The organism is Escherichia sp. TW09308 (assembly GCF_000208565.1).
In the GTDB taxonomy this organism is placed as follows: domain Bacteria; phylum Pseudomonadota; class Gammaproteobacteria; order Enterobacterales; family Enterobacteriaceae; genus Escherichia; species Escherichia marmotae.
In genome coordinates this window covers 1,034,592-1,052,720 of the sequence record NZ_AEME01000001.1, presented here as the reverse complement: position 1 = coordinate 1,052,720, position 18,129 = coordinate 1,034,592, and the positions used below count along the sequence as shown (strand labels likewise).

At 51.4% G+C, this 18,129-nt stretch carries 13 protein-coding genes and 2 pseudogenes; 7 read left to right on the top strand and 8 right to left on the bottom strand.

Annotated features, from left to right (window positions below):
• Nucleotides 1-26: 26 nt before the first annotated feature.
• The 3 genes and pseudogenes from fabY to ESM_RS1000000126325 form a co-directional block, all read left to right on the top strand.
• Nucleotides 27-968 carry a fatty acid biosynthesis protein FabY gene (gene fabY / locus ESM_RS0105210; protein WP_001517342.1) on the top strand — a complete coding sequence of 314 codons (942 nt, stop codon included), beginning with the start codon at nt 27-29 and terminating at the stop codon, nt 966-968.
• A gap of 427 nt (nt 969-1,395) precedes the next feature.
• A pseudogene (locus tag ESM_RS0105205) lies at nt 1,396-1,615 on the top strand (CopG family transcriptional regulator).
• Nucleotides 1,616-1,636: 21 nt separating this feature from the next.
• A pseudogene (locus tag ESM_RS1000000126325) lies at nt 1,637-1,765 on the top strand (PIN domain-containing protein); the annotation flags it as partial.
• A gap of 36 nt (nt 1,766-1,801) precedes the next feature.
• Here ESM_RS1000000126325 and fdhE read toward each other — a convergent pair.
• The 4 genes from fdhE to fdnG all read right to left on the bottom strand — a co-directional run bounded on the left by fdhE (nt 1,802) and on the right by fdnG (nt 7,446).
• Entirely contained in the window at nt 1,802-2,731 is a 930-nt protein-coding gene (gene fdhE, locus ESM_RS0105200; protein ID WP_000027717.1) for a formate dehydrogenase accessory protein FdhE, read from the bottom strand.
• Nucleotides 2,728-3,363, bottom strand: coding sequence for a formate dehydrogenase cytochrome b556 subunit (gene fdoI, locus ESM_RS0105195; RefSeq protein WP_000829020.1), 636 nt, complete (start codon nt 3,361-3,363; stop codon nt 2,728-2,730). The genes fdhE and fdoI overlap by 4 nt, the downstream gene beginning before the upstream one ends.
• Nucleotides 3,360-4,262 carry a formate dehydrogenase O subunit beta gene (gene fdoH / locus ESM_RS0105190; protein ID WP_000331381.1) on the bottom strand — a complete coding sequence of 301 codons (903 nt, stop codon included), beginning with the start codon at nt 4,260-4,262 and terminating at the stop codon, nt 3,360-3,362. The genes fdoI and fdoH overlap by 4 nt, the downstream gene beginning before the upstream one ends.
• Nucleotides 4,263-4,389: 127 nt before the next feature.
• Nucleotides 4,390-7,446 carry a formate dehydrogenase-N subunit alpha gene (fdnG, locus tag ESM_RS0105185; RefSeq protein ID WP_077688246.1) on the bottom strand — a complete coding sequence of 1,019 codons (3,057 nt, stop codon included), beginning with the start codon at nt 7,444-7,446 and terminating at the stop codon, nt 4,390-4,392.
• Nucleotides 7,447-7,639: 193 nt separating this feature from the next.
• Between fdnG and fdhD the strand changes: the two genes are divergently transcribed.
• From fdhD to ESM_RS0105160, 4 genes are all read left to right on the top strand, one after another.
• The gene (gene fdhD, locus ESM_RS0105175; RefSeq protein WP_000753581.1) at nt 7,640-8,476 is read left to right on the top strand and encodes a formate dehydrogenase accessory sulfurtransferase FdhD; all 837 of its coding nucleotides are present in this window, start codon (nt 7,640-7,642) and stop codon (nt 8,474-8,476) included.
• A 460-nt stretch (nt 8,477-8,936) separates the two neighbouring features.
• Complete coding sequence (locus ESM_RS0105170; protein WP_000105773.1) at nt 8,937-10,772, top strand: ATP-binding protein; 1,836 nt, start codon at nt 8,937-8,939, stop codon at nt 10,770-10,772.
• Between the two features lies 1 nt (nt 10,773).
• A complete protein-coding gene (locus tag ESM_RS0105165; protein ID WP_000382011.1) occupies nt 10,774-13,080 on the top strand; it encodes a hypothetical protein in 2,307 nt (768 codons plus the stop codon).
• Nucleotides 13,081-13,292: 212 nt separating this feature from the next.
• Nucleotides 13,293-14,348 carry a YiiG family protein gene (locus tag ESM_RS0105160; protein ID WP_001517337.1) on the top strand — a complete coding sequence of 352 codons (1,056 nt, stop codon included), beginning with the start codon at nt 13,293-13,295 and terminating at the stop codon, nt 14,346-14,348.
• A gap of 81 nt (nt 14,349-14,429) precedes the next feature.
• Here the strand turns inward: ESM_RS0105160 and araD are convergent, their stop codons facing one another.
• The 4 genes from araD to ESM_RS0105140 are packed head-to-tail and all read right to left on the bottom strand — an operon-like array spanning nt 14,430 to nt 18,127.
• Nucleotides 14,430-15,125, bottom strand: coding sequence for an L-ribulose-5-phosphate 4-epimerase (araD, locus tag ESM_RS0105155; RefSeq protein WP_000893178.1), 696 nt, complete (start codon nt 15,123-15,125; stop codon nt 14,430-14,432).
• The gene (locus ESM_RS0105150; RefSeq protein WP_010376764.1) at nt 15,119-15,979 is read right to left on the bottom strand and encodes an L-ribulose-5-phosphate 3-epimerase; all 861 of its coding nucleotides are present in this window, start codon (nt 15,977-15,979) and stop codon (nt 15,119-15,121) included. The genes araD and ESM_RS0105150 overlap by 7 nt, the downstream gene beginning before the upstream one ends.
• Entirely contained in the window at nt 15,972-16,634 is a 663-nt protein-coding gene (gene ulaD, locus ESM_RS0105145) for a 3-keto-L-gulonate-6-phosphate decarboxylase UlaD (RefSeq protein WP_000089490.1), read from the bottom strand. Before ulaD ends, ESM_RS0105150 begins: the two co-directional genes overlap by 8 nt.
• The gene (locus ESM_RS0105140; RefSeq protein ID WP_000196113.1) at nt 16,631-18,127 is read right to left on the bottom strand and encodes an FGGY-family carbohydrate kinase; all 1,497 of its coding nucleotides are present in this window, start codon (nt 18,125-18,127) and stop codon (nt 16,631-16,633) included. Before ESM_RS0105140 ends, ulaD begins: the two co-directional genes overlap by 4 nt.
• Nucleotides 18,128-18,129 lie beyond the last annotated feature (2 nt).

Here is an 18,129-nt window from a genome sequence, read left to right as displayed (position 1 = left end):
CACGGGAAACAAGAGAGAGTATCGCTATGTATCACCTTCGGGTTCCACAAACAGAAGAAGAATTAGAGCGCTACTATCAATTCCGCTGGGAGATGTTGCGTAAACCCCTGCATCAACCGAAAGGTTCTGAACGCGACGCCTGGGATGCGATGGCGCATCACCAGATGGTCGTCGACGAGCAGGGTAATCTGGTGGCAGTAGGGCGGCTGTATATCAATGCCGATAACGAAGCCTCCATTCGCTTTATGGCCGTTCATCCCGACGTGCAGGACAAAGGCCTGGGCACGCTGATGGCGATGACCCTGGAGTCGGTAGCGCGTCAGGAAGGCGTTAAGCGCGTGACCTGTAGCGCCCGTGAAGACGCGGTGGAGTTTTTCGCTAAGTTGGGGTTTGTGAATCAGGGGGAGATCACCACCCCAACCACCACGCCGATTCGCCATTTTCTGATGATTAAACCCGTCGCTACTCTGGATGACATTTTGCATCGCGGCGACTGGTGCGCCCAGCTCCAGCAGGCGTGGTATGAACACATCCCGTTAAGCGAAAAAATGGGCGTGCGCATTCAGCAATATACCGGGCAAAAATTTATCACCACCATGCCGGAAACCGGCAATCAGAATCCGCACCACACGTTGTTTGCCGGGAGTTTATTCTCTCTGGCGACGCTCACCGGTTGGGGGCTTATCTGGCTGATGCTGCGCGAACGCCACCTCGGCGGAACGATTATTCTTGCCGATGCGCATATCCGCTACAGCAAGCCGATTAGCGGCAAACCTCATGCGGTGGCCGACCTCGGTGCGTTAAGCGGCGATCTCGACCGTCTGGCGCGCGGGCGTAAAGCGCGGGTGCAAATGCAGGTCGAAATCTTTGGCGACGATACGCCAGGCGCGGTGTTTGAAGGCACATATATCGTTCTGCCCGCGAAGCCATTTGGCCCGTATGAAGAGGGCGGGAACGAAGAAGAGTAGGGCGGCCGTTTTAATTAAATACCGGTTGGTGGCGGCACTGACCGGTCTGCGATGGGCGATAAATTTTATCTTAAGCCTGATGCGGTAAATACGCTGACTTTTTCGGGTACACTATCCTGATGATGTAAATGAAGACCCAGTCAAAAAACAAATATCCTTGAATATAATATATTCATAGCACCATAACTCGTCCTTATTATTTGTTGTCGCTTTTCTGTGGATGCGATCCGACCTAATTAAGAGTAATAAACAATCATGGGCGATGCTAAACGATTTTTTAATAATAATTAAAATAACTGTAACTGTTGCATTGTTTCTGGAAAGTGTCTCGCAAAAAACAAAACCACATGCGGAAACCAGCTTTCGTTAATTAATTTTCCAGTGTAAGTTTCATACATTAATTAACAGTATATGTTAGGTGGTAACGATGGCGATGAATACGGTTTTTCTTCATTTGTCAGAAGAGGCAATTAAAAGACTGAACAAACTCAGGGGCTGGCGTAAAGTTTCACGATCTGCAATTTTACGCGAAGCGGTGGAGCAATATCTGGAGCGGCAGCAATTTCCGGTACGTAAGGCAAAGGGAGGCAGGCAAAAGGGGGAGGCGCCAGGTGTTGAAGAATCCGTGTAAGGTGCATGAGGAATGACAAAAAGACTTTTTCATTCTTGAATATAAAATCAAAAAGCCAGATGCCATTATTCTGGCAACGGCACAGATTTATGGCTGCGAACTGGTAACGCGAAATACGAGAGATTTTGCGGGAATAGCAGGTGTTGTCACACCCTATGAACTGTAATCCGGGCGACCTGTGCCCCCCGGAAAACGTCAGAGATTACTCCCCTTCACCCGGGAACAGGAACGGGTTGATGGAACTGCGGGCGTAGCCTTCTTGCTCCATTCGCGCGTCCAGTACCAGAGAGGCGAGGTCATCCGCCACAGCTTCAACTTTTGGATCTTTTTCCTGATAAAGAATCTTCAGGTAAGTGCCGCAGTCATCACAGCTTTCGGCTTTAATTGCAGCCTGTTCGTCATCCAGCGACCAGTAGTGCAGTTTGCCGCTCTGTTCGCAGTTGCTGCATTTTACGCGCACCACGTGCCATTCGGTTTCGCACAGGTTGCAGTGCAGATAACGCAGGCCCTGAGTCGTGCCGATTTGCACCATGCTGGAAACCGGCATCGAACCACAAACCGGGCAGTACTGACGTTGTTCGCCATATTCTGCACGGGCTTTGCCAGGGATCAGATTAGCCATCTGTGCCCAATAGAGCGACAACGCGGCCCAGATAAACGGCGCTTTATCACTGCTGACTGACGAGAAATCAGAGGTAAACAGCGCGTTGGCCATATCTTCCAGTTCCTGGGTCGATGCCTTCTCCAGATTCTCAATCACAGCCAGCGCCGGACCGCTCATTTCAGGTTTCAGTTCAGCAATCAGCGCCATCAGCAGTTTTTGCCAGTGCTTATCACGCGGCAGTACGTGAATATCCAGCGGTGGCTTGCCCTGTGCGCTTGCTTCTTTAATGCGTGTGGTCAGATCCATCTCCAGCGGATGGTCGTACAGCACCACTTCCTGGGCGTGGGCGATAAGCGCAGCAAAGCGCAGGTAATCACCCAGCGGATTATTTTCTGCCAGCTCGCGCAGACGCTCGGCGCGGCGGTTGTATAAATTTTTGAGCCGAGGGAACAATAACGGCGGAATCATATCCGCCGTACGTTTCTCGCTCGAACCCAGCTCATCTTGCGGGATTATGCGAATACTCATTCAGCTTTCTTTTCCGTTGTCTTGCGGACTTCACGATACCAGCGTGGATGGTGTTTCTTCGCCCATGCGCTGGTAACCCATCCTTCCACCATGGCGGTAATCGTGCCTTTCACCCAAAGGGCGGCGTAGATATGCACCATGATAACCACAATTAACGCCACTGCGGCAAATGAATGCAGCATTAACGCGAATCGGATCACCGGGATTGAGAAAGCAGGCGCAAAATAAGGACGCCAGATAATCACACCGCTCACCAGCAGCAGGACCAGGAAAATAATTGCCGCCCAGAAAACGCATTTCTGACCGAAGTTATAACGCCCGGTGTCACCTACTTCCTCGTTGACGACGATCTTACGAATATTCTTCGCCCAAAAGATATCATCCCGATTGATTAGGTTGTGATGCCAGTAACGGAAAAACATGATGATGAACGAGGCAAACATAACCACGCCAACAAACGGGTGCAGAATTCGCGCCAGTTGCGGCGTGCCCATGATTTGCATCAACCAGTTGAAAGAGGGGAACAAAAATCCCATCCCGCTTACCGCCGCCAGGATGAAGCAGAAGGCGGTGATCCAGTGGTTGATACGTTCCGGTGCGGTGTAGCGCACGATGGTGTCACGTCGTTTCATTTGCGCTCCTCGTCTTTCTCTTCGTGCAGATTATTCTCTTCCTCATCCGCACGGTTCGGACCGACACCCACGTAGTGGAAGATACTGGCCGCAAAGGTAGCCGCAAAGCCAACAGCCGCGAGCGGTTTCCAGATGCCTTTCCAGAATTTTACGGTTTGGCTGATTTCCGGATTTTCCGGCAAGCCATGATACAGATTCGGCTTGTCAGCATGGTGCAACACATACATCACGTGTGTACCACCGACGCCAGCCGGATCGTACAGACCTGCATTGTCGTAACCGCGGGTTTTCAGCTCAGCCACGCGCTCGCTCGCCAGCGTTTTCATCGACTCTTTCGTACCGAAGTGAATCGCGCCTGTCGGGCAGGTCTTCACGCAGGCCGGTTCTTGCCCAACCACTACACGGTCTACGCACAGCGTGCATTTGTAGACGCGGTTGTCTTCCGGATTGAGGCGAGGAATATCGAATGGACAGCCCGCGATACAATAACCGCAGCCAATGCACTGCTCGGACTGGAAGTCGACGATACCGTTGGCATACTGAATAATTGCCCCTTCCGCCGGGCACGCTTTCAGGCAGCCTGGATCGGAACAGTGCATACAGCCGTCTTTGCGGATCAGCCATTCCAGTTTGTCGTTTTGCTCCACTTCCGAGAAGCGCATCACCGTCCACGATTTGGCGCTTAAATCATTAGGGTTGTCATACACCCCAATGTTATTGCCGACGGTATCGCGAATGTCGTTCCACTCTGAACACGCCACCTGACAGGCTTTACAGCCGATACAGGTGGTGACGTCGATGAGTTTCGCCACTTCTTCCTGGAAATCCCGCGCCTGAGGGGCGGGGGTCAGACCGTTAGTCGCGGAACGACGAATGATATCTTGAGATTGGTAAGCCATATTTCGTCTCCGTACCCTTCATCTTTCAGCTTGCAGGTTCGCTGGCTTCCTTATTCATCCCGGTCACATAGTGTTTCTATGCTCCCGGTCTTCATGGCGTTGCCAGCTCCCTGCAATCTGAAATCTATTAGGTATCCACCTTTTCCACATTCACGAGGAAGGATTTAAACTCCGGCGTCTGCGTGTTCGCATCACCGACGAATGGCGTCAACGTATTGGCAATAAAGCCTTTTTTCGCTACGCCTTCATAGCCCCAGTGAATCGGAATACCGATGGTATCGATATCTTTGCCGTTCGCTTTCAGCGTGCGAATACGTTTGGTCACCACTGCTTTGGCTTTGATATAGCCGCGGTTGGAGGAGACTTTCACGGTATCGCCCTGGGCAATGCCAAGTTTGTTCGCCAGCGACTCACCGATTTCCACAAACTGCTCTGGCTGCAAAATCGCGTTCAACAGCGCGTGTTTAGTCCAGTAGTGGAAATGCTCGGTCAGACGATAGGTGGTTCCGACATACGGGAACTTATCGGCTTTACCTAATGCTTCAGCGTCATCTTTAAAGATACGCGCAGCCGGGTTTGAGATAACGTTTGGATGCAGCGGGTTAGTCCCCAGCGGCGTTTCAAACGGCTCGTAGTGTTCCGGGAACGGGCCTTCCGCCATCTTATCGAGGGCAAACAGACGGCCCATGCCTTCCTGCTGCATGATAAACGGCCCGACGCCGCTGCCCGGAGGCGCTGCGCTGTAGTCTGGAATATCCCAGCCGGTCCACTTGGTGCCGTCCCATTTCAGCAACTGACGCTTCGGATCCCACGGGTTACCCTGCGGGTCTGCGGAGGCGCGGTTATACAGAATGCGGCGGTTAAGCGGCCATGCCCATGCCCAGCCCAACGTGTTACCGAGGCCAGACGGATCGGCGTTATCACGACGCGCCATCTGGTTGCCTTCCGGCGTCCAGCTACCGGCGAAAATCCAGCAGCCACAGGAGGTTGTTCCGTCATCACGCAGTTGGGCAAACGAGCTAAGTTGTTGGCCTTTTTTAACAATGACCGCTCCGGTTGCCGGGTCGGTAATATCGGCCAGCGCCTTACCGTTGCTCTCCATTGCCACTTCTTCTGAAGATGGCTCATGCGGAATGGCGTAGTTCCAGGTCATGTTCAGCACCTGATCCGGATTTGCGCCGCCCTGTTCGGCATACATCTTGCGCAAGCGCAGGAAGATACCGGAAAGGATTTCGCCATCAGTCAGCGCAATCCCCGGGGCGTCCGCGCCTTTCCAGTGCCACTGCAACCAGCGACCGGAGTTAACGATAGAACCGTTTTCTTCCGCGAAGCAGGTCGATGGCAGACGGAACACTTCGGTCTGGATCTTCGAAGAATCGACTTCGTTCAGCTCACCGTGGTTCTGCCAGAAGTTAGAGGTTTCAGTGTTCAGCGGGTCGATGGTCACGAGGAACTTCAGTTTCGACAGACAACCGATCACTTTGTTTTTGTTCGGGAATGAGGCAACCGGGTTAAAGCCCTGGCAGATATAGCCATTGACCTTGCCCTCTTTCATCATCTCGAAGTATTGCAGGACGTCGTAGCCTTTATCCCACTTCGGCAACCAGTCAAAGCCCCAGCTATTTTCCGCCGTTGCTTTATCGCCAAAGAATGCTTTCATCATCGAGACGAAGAATTTCGGGTAGTTGCTCCAGTAGTTGACCTGACCTTCCAGCAGCGGTTTCGGCGTGCTGGCGGCGAGGTAGGTTTGCAAATCGGTTTGCTTCTCGCTCGGTAGCGTCATGTAACCCGGCAGGCTCTGCGACAGCAGCCCCAGATCCGTCAGTCCCTGAATGTTGGAGTGACCGCGCAGGGCGTTAACGCCACCGCCTGCCATCCCCATATTGCCGAGCAGCAACTGGATCATCGCCATCGTGCGGATGTTCTGTGCACCAACGGAGTGTTGCGTCCAGCCGAGCGCGTAGAGGAACGAGGCGGTTTTATCGTGAGCACTGGTTTCTGCGATGTATTCGCAGACTTTCAGGAACGCGTCTTTTGGCGTACCACAAATGTTTTCAACCACATCTGGCGTATAACGGGAAACGTGCTGTTTCAGCAGGTTCCATACGCAACGTGGGTGTTGCAACGTGGTATCGCGTTTGGCAAAGCCGTTTTCGTCCAGTTCATAAGTCCAGCTAGACTTATCGTACTTGCGTTTTTCCGCGTCGTAGCCGGTGAACAGGCCATCTTCAAAGCCGTAATCCTCACGCACGATCAGGCTGGCGTTGGTATAGGCTTCGGTGTATTCGCGGTTGAATTTTTCATTGTTCAGCAGGTACAGCAATACGCCTGACAGGAAAGCAATGTCAGTACCGGAACGAATAGGGGCATAGTAGTCAGCCACCGCTGCCGTACGCGTAAAGCGAGGATCGATCACAATCAGCTTCGCGCCGTTGTGAATTTTGGCTTCCATCGCCCAGCGGAATCCGACCGGGTGAGCTTCAGCGGCATTACCGCCCATCACCACAACAAGGTTGGCGTTCTTGATGTCGACCCAGTGGTTGGTCATCGCACCGCGACCAAATGTTGGAGCAAGACTTGCTACCGTTGGTCCGTGTCAGACACGCGCCTGGTTGTCGACCGCGAGCATACCCAGCGCGCGCGAGAATTTTTGCGTTAAATAGCCGGTTTCGTTACTCGACGCGGAAGCACACAGCATCCCGGTGGAGAGCCAGCGGTTAACAGTCACGCCTTCGGCGTTTTGCGCAATGTAGTTAGCATCGCGGTCTTCTTTCATCAGTTTGGCGATGCGATCAAACGCCTCTTCCCAACTGATTTGCTGCCATTTATCAGAACCAGGTGCACGGTATTCCGGGAACTTCAGACGGCTTTCGGAGTGGATGAAATCCACCAGGCCAGCGCCTTTCGGACAAAGCGCACCGCGGTTGACCGGGTGATCCGGGTCACCTTCGATATGGAAGATAGATGCTTTGGCGTTTTTTGCTCCGTCACCGAGGCTGTACATCAGCAGCCCACAACCAACAGAACAATAGGTGCAGGTATTACGGGTTTCGCGGGTGCGCAGCAGTTTATACTGCCTTGTCTCCGCGAGTGCTACGCTGGGTGCAAAACCCAGTGCCGCTGCCGTGGTGCCTGCCATACCGCCAGCGCAGATCTTAAAGAACTGCCTTCTGCTGACCTGCATGGATTGCTCCTTGTTTCGACATTGTCACGTCCCATTTACATTCGCTTGCTGCGCGTGCAGGGAGTGGGAGTTATTTTTCTTTGCGGAAGAGGCCGCAAAGGTCCAGAATTGGCTCAATTTCCCTCCATCCAGGAAGGGTTTGTAACAGAATACCATAATCTTGGTGTGTGTGTTCTTATCTGGTTAAGAGAAAGTGAAAAAAACACAGCAAAAAGAAATCGAAAATGTGACAAATATCACAGGGATGCGTCAAATTGAGTTATGGCGGCGTGATGATTTACAACATTCCCGGCTTGATGAAGTCGCGGAAGAAGTTCCCGTTGCGTTGGTCTACAACGGTATTTCGCATGTGGTGATGATGGCCTCGCCAAAAGACCTTGAGCTCTTTGCGCTCGGTTTTTCGCTTTCAGAAGGAATTATCGAAAACCCGCGTGATATCTTCGGTATGGACGTTGTTCCTTCCTGTAACGGTCTTGAAGTGCAAATCGAGCTTTCCAGCCGCCGCTTTATGGGGCTGAAAGAGCGCCGCCGGGCGCTGGCCGGGCGCACGGGCTGTGGTGTCTGTGGCGTAGAGCAACTTAATGACATTGGTAAACCGGTGCAGCCACTGCCGTTCACCCAGACCTTTGATCTCAACAAACTGGATGACGCATTACGTCATCTCAATGACTTCCAGCCCGTGGGGCAATTGACTGGTTGTACGCACGCCGCCGCCTGGATGCTGCCTTCTGGTGAACTGGTGGGCGGACATGAAGACGTGGGTCGCCATGTAGCGTTGGATAAACTGCTGGGTCGCCGGGCGCGGGAAGGCGAAAGCTGGCTGCAAGGTGCGGTGCTGGTTTCCAGTCGTGCCAGTTATGAAATGGTACAAAAGTCAGCGATGTGCGGCGTAGAGATTTTGTTTGCGGTGTCTGCCGCGACAACGTTGGCGGTGGAAGTTGCTGAGCGTTGTAACCTGACATTAGTGGGCTTTTGTAAGCCAGGCAGGGCAACGGTTTATACCCATCCTCAGCGTTTAATTCATCATTAAAAAATACCGCAATTCTGATTACGGGTTGCGGTTTTATTTTTTTATTAAATAATTCTCAATATATTATTCAGCATTTAAATATAATTACTATTTATTTGTAGTAAATATCCTCGTTAACTCCGGCGGTTAAAGATATACTTCTTTCACGTTACGCGATGAATTAATGATTTTATTTATATGGACGTTTTGAACTAATCATCGTATCAATAAATAAAAACGTGTAACTAATGAGTAAAGGGAAAAACAATTTTATTCCAGCATTAAAAACAGCAATAAGTATTACTGATGAAATGCAAAGTATTTTTGTCGGATGCGGCGCAAACGCCTCATCCGACCTGTAAATCGTACAGATTTAATGAATTCCGTAGGCCTGATAAGCGCAGCGCATCAGGCAATTTCGTGTTTGTTGTCAACCTCAATGTATTTTCAATAGTGGGTGATGGATTATGAGTATTGAAAAATGAGTACATTACAGTTACCAGGCAGTTCATATTCAACAGAAGTTAATTTAAACGGCTTAATTGAGGTGCTCAGCAAGCATCTTTACTCCACACCTGTGGTTGCCGTGCGCGAACTGGTGCAGAACGGGCATGATGCAATTGTGCGTCGCAGGATTGAGCAACCTGATGCACCAAAGGACAATCTAATCCGTGTGGTAGCTGACGTGGCGAAGTCCACCATCACCATTAGCGATACCGGCGCAGGCCTGACGGAAAGTGAAATTCATGGCTTTCTGGCAACGGTTGGTGTGGGTTATACCCGAATGTTACGCCAGCAGGATGACGATACGGGACTCATTGGCATGTTCGGCCTCGGCTTTTTGTCGGCCTTTGTGCTGGCAAAAGAGGTCACGGTGTTGACCACATCCTGGCAAACGCCGGATCAGAGCTGGAAATACCACTCTACCGACGGGCAAAAATACACCGTTACCCCGCATCAAAACTCGGCTCCGGGTACGCAGGTCATTCTGACGCTCAAAGAAGAGTACAGCCATCTGGCGAGTAACAATTTGCTGAACCGCGTTCTTTCCCGCTACTGCATATTGCTGCACGAGCCGGTCTATGTGGGCGATGCCAGCGAGCCGGTGAATAAACTCCAGCCGCCGTGGCGTGAAGTTGCCCCCGAAGGCGTAACCATGCACCGCGCGTTGGTGCAGCGTAAAAATCTCGCCTTTGCCGCCCAGTTTGAATCCTCCTTCGAACCGATTTGTACCATTCCGGTAGTACCGGCGGGGATGAGCGATGCCGTCGGGATTTTATGGATTCAGGATGGTGCAACTTATGGCACCAGCGATAACCGCAACCTGTCGTTGTTTTTGCGCGGCATGTTACTCGATGACGAAGCGCGTGAGCTGTTACCGCCCTGGGCCGGTTTTATTGGCGGTGTGATTGAATCATCGAAACTGACGCCGACGGCGAGCCGGGAAGATCTTCAGCGAGATGAAACCTGGGTTGCGGTGCAGGAGGCGTTAAAAGAGTCGCTGATCTCTGGTTTGTCCGATCTCGCACAAAACCAGCCAGAAATATGGCGACGGGTATTAATGCGCCATAACGAGGCGTTACTGGGTGCGGCATTGTGTGATGATCGTCTGTTTGATTTGCTGAAAGACCGTTTGCAGGTGCCAACCTCAAAAGGAGCGTTGCTGGCGAAAGATTTACGCATCAATAACAGCATTCATATTCTGTTAAGCCGCGACGGCGGTTTTGAAGAGATGTTGTTCCACATTCTGCAACGACCCGTTGCGCGTGGCGATCGCTATGCCGTGGTGCCATTTTTACGCCGTTGGGCGCTGTTATATCACTGCCGGATTATCGAAGTCGGTACGCAAACGGGTAATGAGCAGTTGTTCAGCCTGGCGGAGTTGCCCGAAGAGCAGGTTGCGTATCTGGAAGAGCAGCTCTGCGATGGTGAGCAATTAATTATTTCCCGCTTCGAACCGGCCGTTTTACCGTTAGTCGTCACGCCAGACCGGGAAGCGGAATTAAAACAAATTCTTGAGCAGGATGATGCCGATAAGCGCATCAGCACCGCGGCGTTAATGCTGGCGCGGCAATTTACCTCGCAAATCCAAAAGACCAAAACATCAAGTCTGTATATCAACCTTAATAATCCCTGCGTCATGCAACTGGTGACAGCATTACAACATCAACAGCAACCAGCGGCGGCATTACGGTTATTAAAATCGCTAAAAGTGATTTTGTGTTCCAGCGGTAATAAAGATCAGCAGTGGGATTTACACCAGGCACTGGAAGATTTTACTCAGGTTATTCCTGTTTTAATTAATCAAGGAAAATAAAATGGATACATGGGAGTGGTACAATAAATATAGTCAGGAGTTGCGCGATGCCGGGCAAGAATATATTCCGCAACTTATTGATGATTTTTCAGAAGGTGTTTTGCATCTGCAAATGGAAAAGTGCGATTCATTATTACCGGAAATGAAAGCACTTAATCAGGTGGCAAAAAATCCGTGGCTGGAAATATTTATCGGACACTGGGAAATGCGCCATCGTCTGACTAACCACGAAGAAGGCGAAGAAGTGCTGCCTGATGTGGTGGCGCTGTTTGAAAAAGCACATCGGGAAGAGGCGAAAGATTGCCCGCAATCTATCTGCGTTACGCAGGATTTATCCGCCTGCTACGAGAATATAGATGCCCCAGGCTGGGCTAATGAACGCATGGCGGTATGTGAAGAGACCATCGCGCGCATTGATCCGACCTGGAGCTGTTTTATGTGTTTATCCTGCGAATATGCCAGCGCACTGGTGGACTCCAACAAAACAGAAGAGGCGTTGGTTTATATCGACAGGCAAATCGACGCGGTAAACGCAGCGGGGAGTGAATATTTAGAAGCGCTGCTGGCGACCCGTGCCGATATTTTGGTTGCCCTTCAGCGTTACGATGAAGCACGCAAATTGATTGATGAACTGGCAGAAGAAAATGATTACTGGGGACGTGACCGTATCAGTTATCAGTTGAAAAAACTGTACATCATGGCGTTATGCGGACAGGACGAAGAAGTCTGGAAGGAATTGCCGCGTTGGTCAGATCTGACTCCCTATTCATGGGGCATGTGGGTAAAGATTATTACCGTACTGCTTCCTCGCCATCCGCAGAGAAACCACTGGCAACTGGCGCGCATTATCCAACAAATGCTGGAGCATCGTTCGCAGGCTGGGGCGCACCGCAAAGTGGTTGATCTGGCAAAACTGCAAATCACCCTCGCGCTGGAACGTGAATCTGTCTGGGTTGCTAAAATGGCGATGAAACTGGCCCAGCGGCACATGCCGAAATTACGCGCGTTATTGGGTGTCGATCGTGAATTTCTCGAACTCAGCGAAAAAATCGCCGCCAAAGAGGCGGAGTTGCTTGCTCGCCCGATAGTGGAAGCATCTGAAAATAGCGATGAAGAAACGCAGCCAGATCCAGAAAAAGACGTAGAGGTATTCCGTCGTGCTTACCTGAACACGCCAGATGATGCGGAATTGCTGGGCAAACTGGTCAATGCATTAAACGCCTGTAATGCGATCAATGAGTCGATCGAACTTTTGCAATGTTACGTTGAAAGTCATATTGAGGAAGATAACGGTCTCTGTTTCGACCTGCTGGATTTGTTGCTTAACCGTGGCGATCAGCAAACCATTGAGCACCTGGCGAAGCTGTATGAACAGGCGGGGCTGCTACATATGGCGCTGTGGTTCCGCGCGCGAGTGATCAACCAACAGGAAGACTGGAGTGAACTGGAGACAATTGGTCAACAATTGCTGAAAAACGCAAAAGGGCGTGAGTGGCCAGGCGTTTATCGTATGTGCTCCTGGGCAGCACAAAAACAGGAAGCCTGGGATCGGCAACTGGATTATTTACAGCAATTACAGCAGCTTTTGATTAGCCGTGAAGAAGATATTCGCAATCTCCAGTGGGATATCATGGCGACCGCCAGCATCTTACAACAATGGGATCTGGTGCGTGCTATTGCAGCCGAGCTGGAAATAGAACTTACGGAAGGCGAAGGTTTTATCGACGAAAAATGGGGGTTATTGAACATCCGTTTCCGGGAAAACTTCGAATACCGCTATTACTATGCCCAGCGGATTGGGCCGGTAACGGCAAGGATTATAGAGCCGACTTACCGGACCGATTTCCCACAACATGTTGATGAAATTGTCGTTTTCGATGCGGAAATGTTGAATACCCGACCAGAAGACGAAGAAGAGCAGAAGAATTTCACTCCGCTCTATGGGTGCCTGCAAACCATTATCCCGACCGGGTACGGCGAGTCCTGGTTCTGCGAAGGTGTTATGCCTGGTGAAGAACAGTTTAATACCTTCCGTGAGGCGCTCCGTGAACGAAATTGGTACTACTGGAGCAACAGTAATGATGACTATACGTTAACGGACAGTCATCAGGGAGAAGATGCACAGCCGCTGTCTGCGTTCTACTTTGTCATCAGTGCACCGCGTTCAGTTTCTAAAGGTGATATCGATAAGACCCTGAGTGAATTGACCGCTGACTGGGAACATCCGTTGTGCTGGTGGCGTCTTGCCAAAGAAGCCGGTGCGAATGAAGAGAAGCATGCTGCTATTTCTGAACGTTATGGGATGTAATCGGGGCTTAAATAATGGGGAGCAGGAAACTCCCCCTCCGCAACGGCTGAACTGTTAATTAAATTAAGTTCTGCGATTTATATATTAAATTGCAGAACTTATTCATTTTGTGAATTGTATCTATTTATTTATAAACAAAACGCGTGTAGTGACGCTTTCTTTTTTCCTTTATTATATTCACTCTCTTATTTATCTATTTATAAGGCAATTAAATGAAAAGGAATTTATTATCTTCCGCTATTATAGCCGCCATAATGGCCCTCGGTATCACTGGCTGTGATGATAAAAAAGCCGAAACAGAAACTCCCCCGCCCGCCAATAGTCAACCTGCCGCACCTGCTCCTGAAGCGAAACCTACAGAAGCCCCCGTTGCAAAAGCAGAAGCTAAACCTGAAACACCTGCGCAACCGGTGGTCGATGAACAAGCGGTTTTCGACGAAAAAATGGATATCTATATCAAGTGCTACAACAAGTTACAGATCCCGGTACAGCGCAGTCTGGCGCGTTATGCCGACTGGCTGAAAGATTTTAAACAGGGACCAACGGGCAAAGAGAGTCATGTTTATGGCATCTACGGCATTAGTGAATCCAGTCTTTCTGAGTGCGAAAAAGGCGTGAAAAGTGTTGTGGCGTTAACGCCTGAGCTGCAACCTATTGATGGCGTAGCGTTGAATTATATTAATACCGCAGTCGCGCTGGGGAATACTATTAATGAAATGGATAAATATTACACCCAGGAAAATTATAAAGACGATGCGTTTGCCAAAGGGAAAACGCTGCACCAGACATTCTTAAAAAATCTTGAAGCCTTTGAACCTGTAGCAGAATCTTATCATGCGGCAATTCAGGAAATTAATGATAAGCGTCAGCTTGTAGAACTGAAAAATATTGAACAAAGAGAAGGGAAAACATTCCACTACTACTCTCTGGCTGCCATGATTTCAGCGAAACAAATTAATAACCTGATATCGCAAGAGAAGTTTGATGCAGAAGCGGCAATGAAGAAAGTGGCTGAACTTGAAACGCTGGTGGCGCAAGCCAAAGAAGTGAGTAAAGACAGTATGAATTCTCTCTTCACAGGGGCAGCAGACCGATATCAAATTGCATCTAAAAAATATGTTCGTCGTATCAGAGATAAAGTCCCGTATTCTGACTGGGATAAAAAGAAACTTCAGGACGCAAACACAAGCTGGATGGTCGAGGACTCATATCCGAAATCATTACAAGCTTATAATGAACTGGTCGGTAACTATAATCGCCTGCGTTAAACGTTTCTGATTTTTGTGCGCAATGTAATCGGGAGCATATCAATTCATAGTACCGGGGCGATGAAGCCCCGGCGTGAGAGATTATTGTCCGTAATAGGCATTGGCCCCGTGTTTACGCAGGTAATGTTTATCCAGCAGTTCGTTTTGCATGGCAGGAAGCTGCGGCGCGAGTTGGCGTGAGAACAGGCCCATATAGGCGCATTCTTCCAGTACTACGGCATTATGCACCGCATCGGCGGCATTTTTTCCCCAGGCGAACGGGCCGTGAGAATGCACCAGCACCGCCGGAATTTGCGCTGGACTCCTGCCGCGTTCTTCGAAAGTTTCAATGATCACTTCGCCGGTCTGGTATTCATACTCGCCGTTGATCTCCTCTGCGGTCATCAGGCGCGTGCAGGGGATGGCACCATAGAAGTAATCGGCGTGCGTGGTGCCCCAGGCGGGGAGATCCAGCCCGGCCTGCGACCAGATAGTGGCGTGGCGCGAGTGGGTATGCACAATACCGCTGATTTCTGCATAGCGACGGTAGAGTGCCAGATGCGTTGGCGTGTCGGAAGAGGGCTTTTTGCTGCCTTCCACCACCTTACCGCTGGCTATTTCAATCACCACCATATCATCGGCGGTCATCACGTCGTACTCGACACCGGAAGGCTTGATCACCATCCATTGTCGCGTTTCGTCTACCGCGCTGACATTGCCCCAAGTGAACGTCACCAGATGATGAGCGGGAAGCGCCAGGTTCGCCGCCAACACTTCGGCTTTTAGTTGCTCTAACATATAAATCCGGCCTCCTGCATGCGTGCTTCAATCCAGCGCCGCGCCTGAATAATTTCCAGCACCGGCTCATTGGCTTTTTCTGTCCACATCTCAATCAGGAATGAACCGCGATAATTCAGTTCATGCAGCGTTTTAAAGATGCCAACGAAATCAACGCAGCCTTCGCCAAACGGCACATCACGAAACTGACCAGGGCTTTGCTCTGTGACTGGTTGAGTGTCTTTCAGGTGAATAGCCGCGATACGGTCAATCCCCAATTTCAGTTCAGCGGGAACATCATTGCCCCAGGCGCTAAGGTTGCCGACGTCCGGGTAGACGGTGAACCACGGCGAGGCGAGCATTTCATCCCATTTTTTCCACTTGCTGATGGAGTTCATAAACGCGGTGTCCATAATCTCCACCGCCAGCATCACTTGCGATGCCGCCGCCTGTTCAACCGCCCACGCCAGCCCTTCAGCAAACCGTTGCTGTGTGCCTTCGTCATGGTCTTCGTAATAGACGTCGTAGCCCGCCAGTTGAATGGTACGAATACCGAGATCGCGTGCCAGACGAATCGCTTTGCTCATGATCTCCCGTGCTCGCTGGCGTACCGCCTCGTCACGGCTGCCAAAAGGAAAACGGCGATGGGCAGAAAGGCACATTGATGGAATGGCAACGCCTGTTTCGATCATCGCGGTGACCAGCGAAGCCCTTTGTGCGGCGCTCCAGTCAAGGCGCGCCAGACGCTCATCAGTTTCATCCACCGACATTTCGACAAAATCAAAACCGCAGCTTTTTGTCAGCACCAACCGCTCTGGCCAGGAGAGATTTTTTGCCAGTGCTTTTTCATAAATACCTAACGGATGATTACGCACGCGCGCCTCCCCAGATAGTATCGATTTGCGCATGGAAATCGGCAGCAACCTGTGTCGGATTTGCTGCGCCCGTCAGCGCTCGCCCGGCAATAAACGCCTTCACGCGGATATCTTTAAATAGCGGCAGGTCGGCAGGGGTAATTCCGCCGGTAATAGAAAGTTCGAGGCCGATATCAGAAAGTGCCTTCATACGTGCCAGATCGGTCTCGCCCCACTGCTGCCCGCTGGCCTGCGCGTCGCGACCACGATGATAAATCGCTTGTCGCACGCCAATTCGATACCAGTCGCAGGCGTCGTCCAGCGTCCAGTTGCCGAATAGTTCAATCTGAATTTCACCGCCGTAGCGTTGCGCCATCGCATGGCCTTTTTCTACCGTGGCGAGCGGTGCGGCGCAGATAATGGTCATCCAGTTGGCTCCCGCGCTAAACGCCTGTTGAGCGAGCGTTTCACCGGCGTCGGCAACTTTCCAGTCAGCGACGATGATTTTGTTCGGGCACTGTTCACGCAAGGCTCTCACCGCGCCAAGCCCTTCGTTTAAGCAGAGAATGGTGCCCGCTTCGACGATATCGACGCTGTCTTTTAACAGCGTCACGTCGCGCTGTGCGGCTTCAAGTGACGAGTGGTCGAGGGCCAGTTGCAGAAGTGGTCTGCTCATAATGAGTGCTCCTTGATACGGGTGTGATAACCCTGAAGTGCGGCAATAAGGTGCTGATAGCGTTGATATTTTTGTTGGTAAAGCTGATGCGTGGTCATATCCGGCAGCAGGGTGCGTACCGGGTGCTGTAATCCTCGTTGGGCTTCGCTGAAATCGCGATAAACCCCAGTGCCGACGCGGGCGGCAAGCGCCGCGCCAAAACAGCCCGTTTCCTCCACCTGCGGCAGCTCAATACGCAAGCCGCTGACATCCGCCAGCATTTGCATCCAGACATCGGAATGCGCCGGACCGCCAGTCACGCGCAGGGTGTGAATATCGGTAAAACGTTCACGCATCCGGTTGAGATGCGTCATGTGACTGAACACCACACCTTCATAAATGGCCTGCAACAGATGTGCGCGGGTGTGTATCGCCTGCATACCGTAGAAACCGCTGGTCATCTCGAGTCCGGCGTTGCTGCCGTACAGGAATGGCAGAAAAAAGAGAGTGCCATCGGCTTTTGGCAAGCTGGCAACGGCCTGGTTGATTTCATCAAATGAGATTCCTCCCCACTGCGCGGTAAACCATTCGAGATTGCCGGAGGAGGTCGGGCTGGCTTCGTGAACGATGAACTCACCGTCGTTGACGTAGCGGCCATAGACATACGGATGCGCTTCGCCGTCACGCAGACCTGATGTAATACCGCTGGTCACTGCCCAGGTGCCCATCACTGCGTTGAGGGTAAATTCGTCGTCGATCCCGGCGCAGAGCGCGGTGGAAACCACATCAAACAGACCGCCGACAACGGGCGTACCCGCTTCCAGACCGGTCAATTCGGCTGTCTGAGCGGTGATTTCCCCGCAAATTTCGGCTGAACCGACAACAGGCGGCAGGGCGTGATTGATTTCACTGATCCCCAGCCAGTCGGTGAGGCGTGGGTCATATTGCCCGCTGCTCATGTTGTAGAGATTGGACTCCGAAATATTGCTCTCTTCGCAGCCTTTTACGCCGGTTAAACACCAGCGCAGGTAGTCATGTGTCATCATCACGCAGCCAATTTGTGCATAGCGTTCTGGTTCGTGCTCTTTCAGCCAACGTAGCAGCGACACAGGATGCCCGGTCCACAGCGTTTGTCGGGTCAGTGGGTAGAGCTTTTCCGGTACGTCTTCTTCCTGCCAGCGACGAACGATTGCCATCGCCCGGCGGTCAGAGGATAAAATGGCGTTACCGAGCGGGTTGTTGTTTTTATCTAGTAGAAACAATCCCTTACCTTGTGCTGAAATGCCGATGCCGACAATTTGAGCACCACTGACACCGGTATTTGCAAGCAGATCGCGAATGACGGAAGTGCAGCATTGCCACAGTTCTGCCATATCGCGCTCTACCCAACCTGGCTGCGGGCTTAATGCGCACAGCGGCAGGCGCTGCACGCCCGCCTCCCGGCCTTCGCGGTCATACAGTCCGGCTTTTAGCCAGCTACCGCCACAATCTAACCCCAGCCAGTATTGCGTCATGG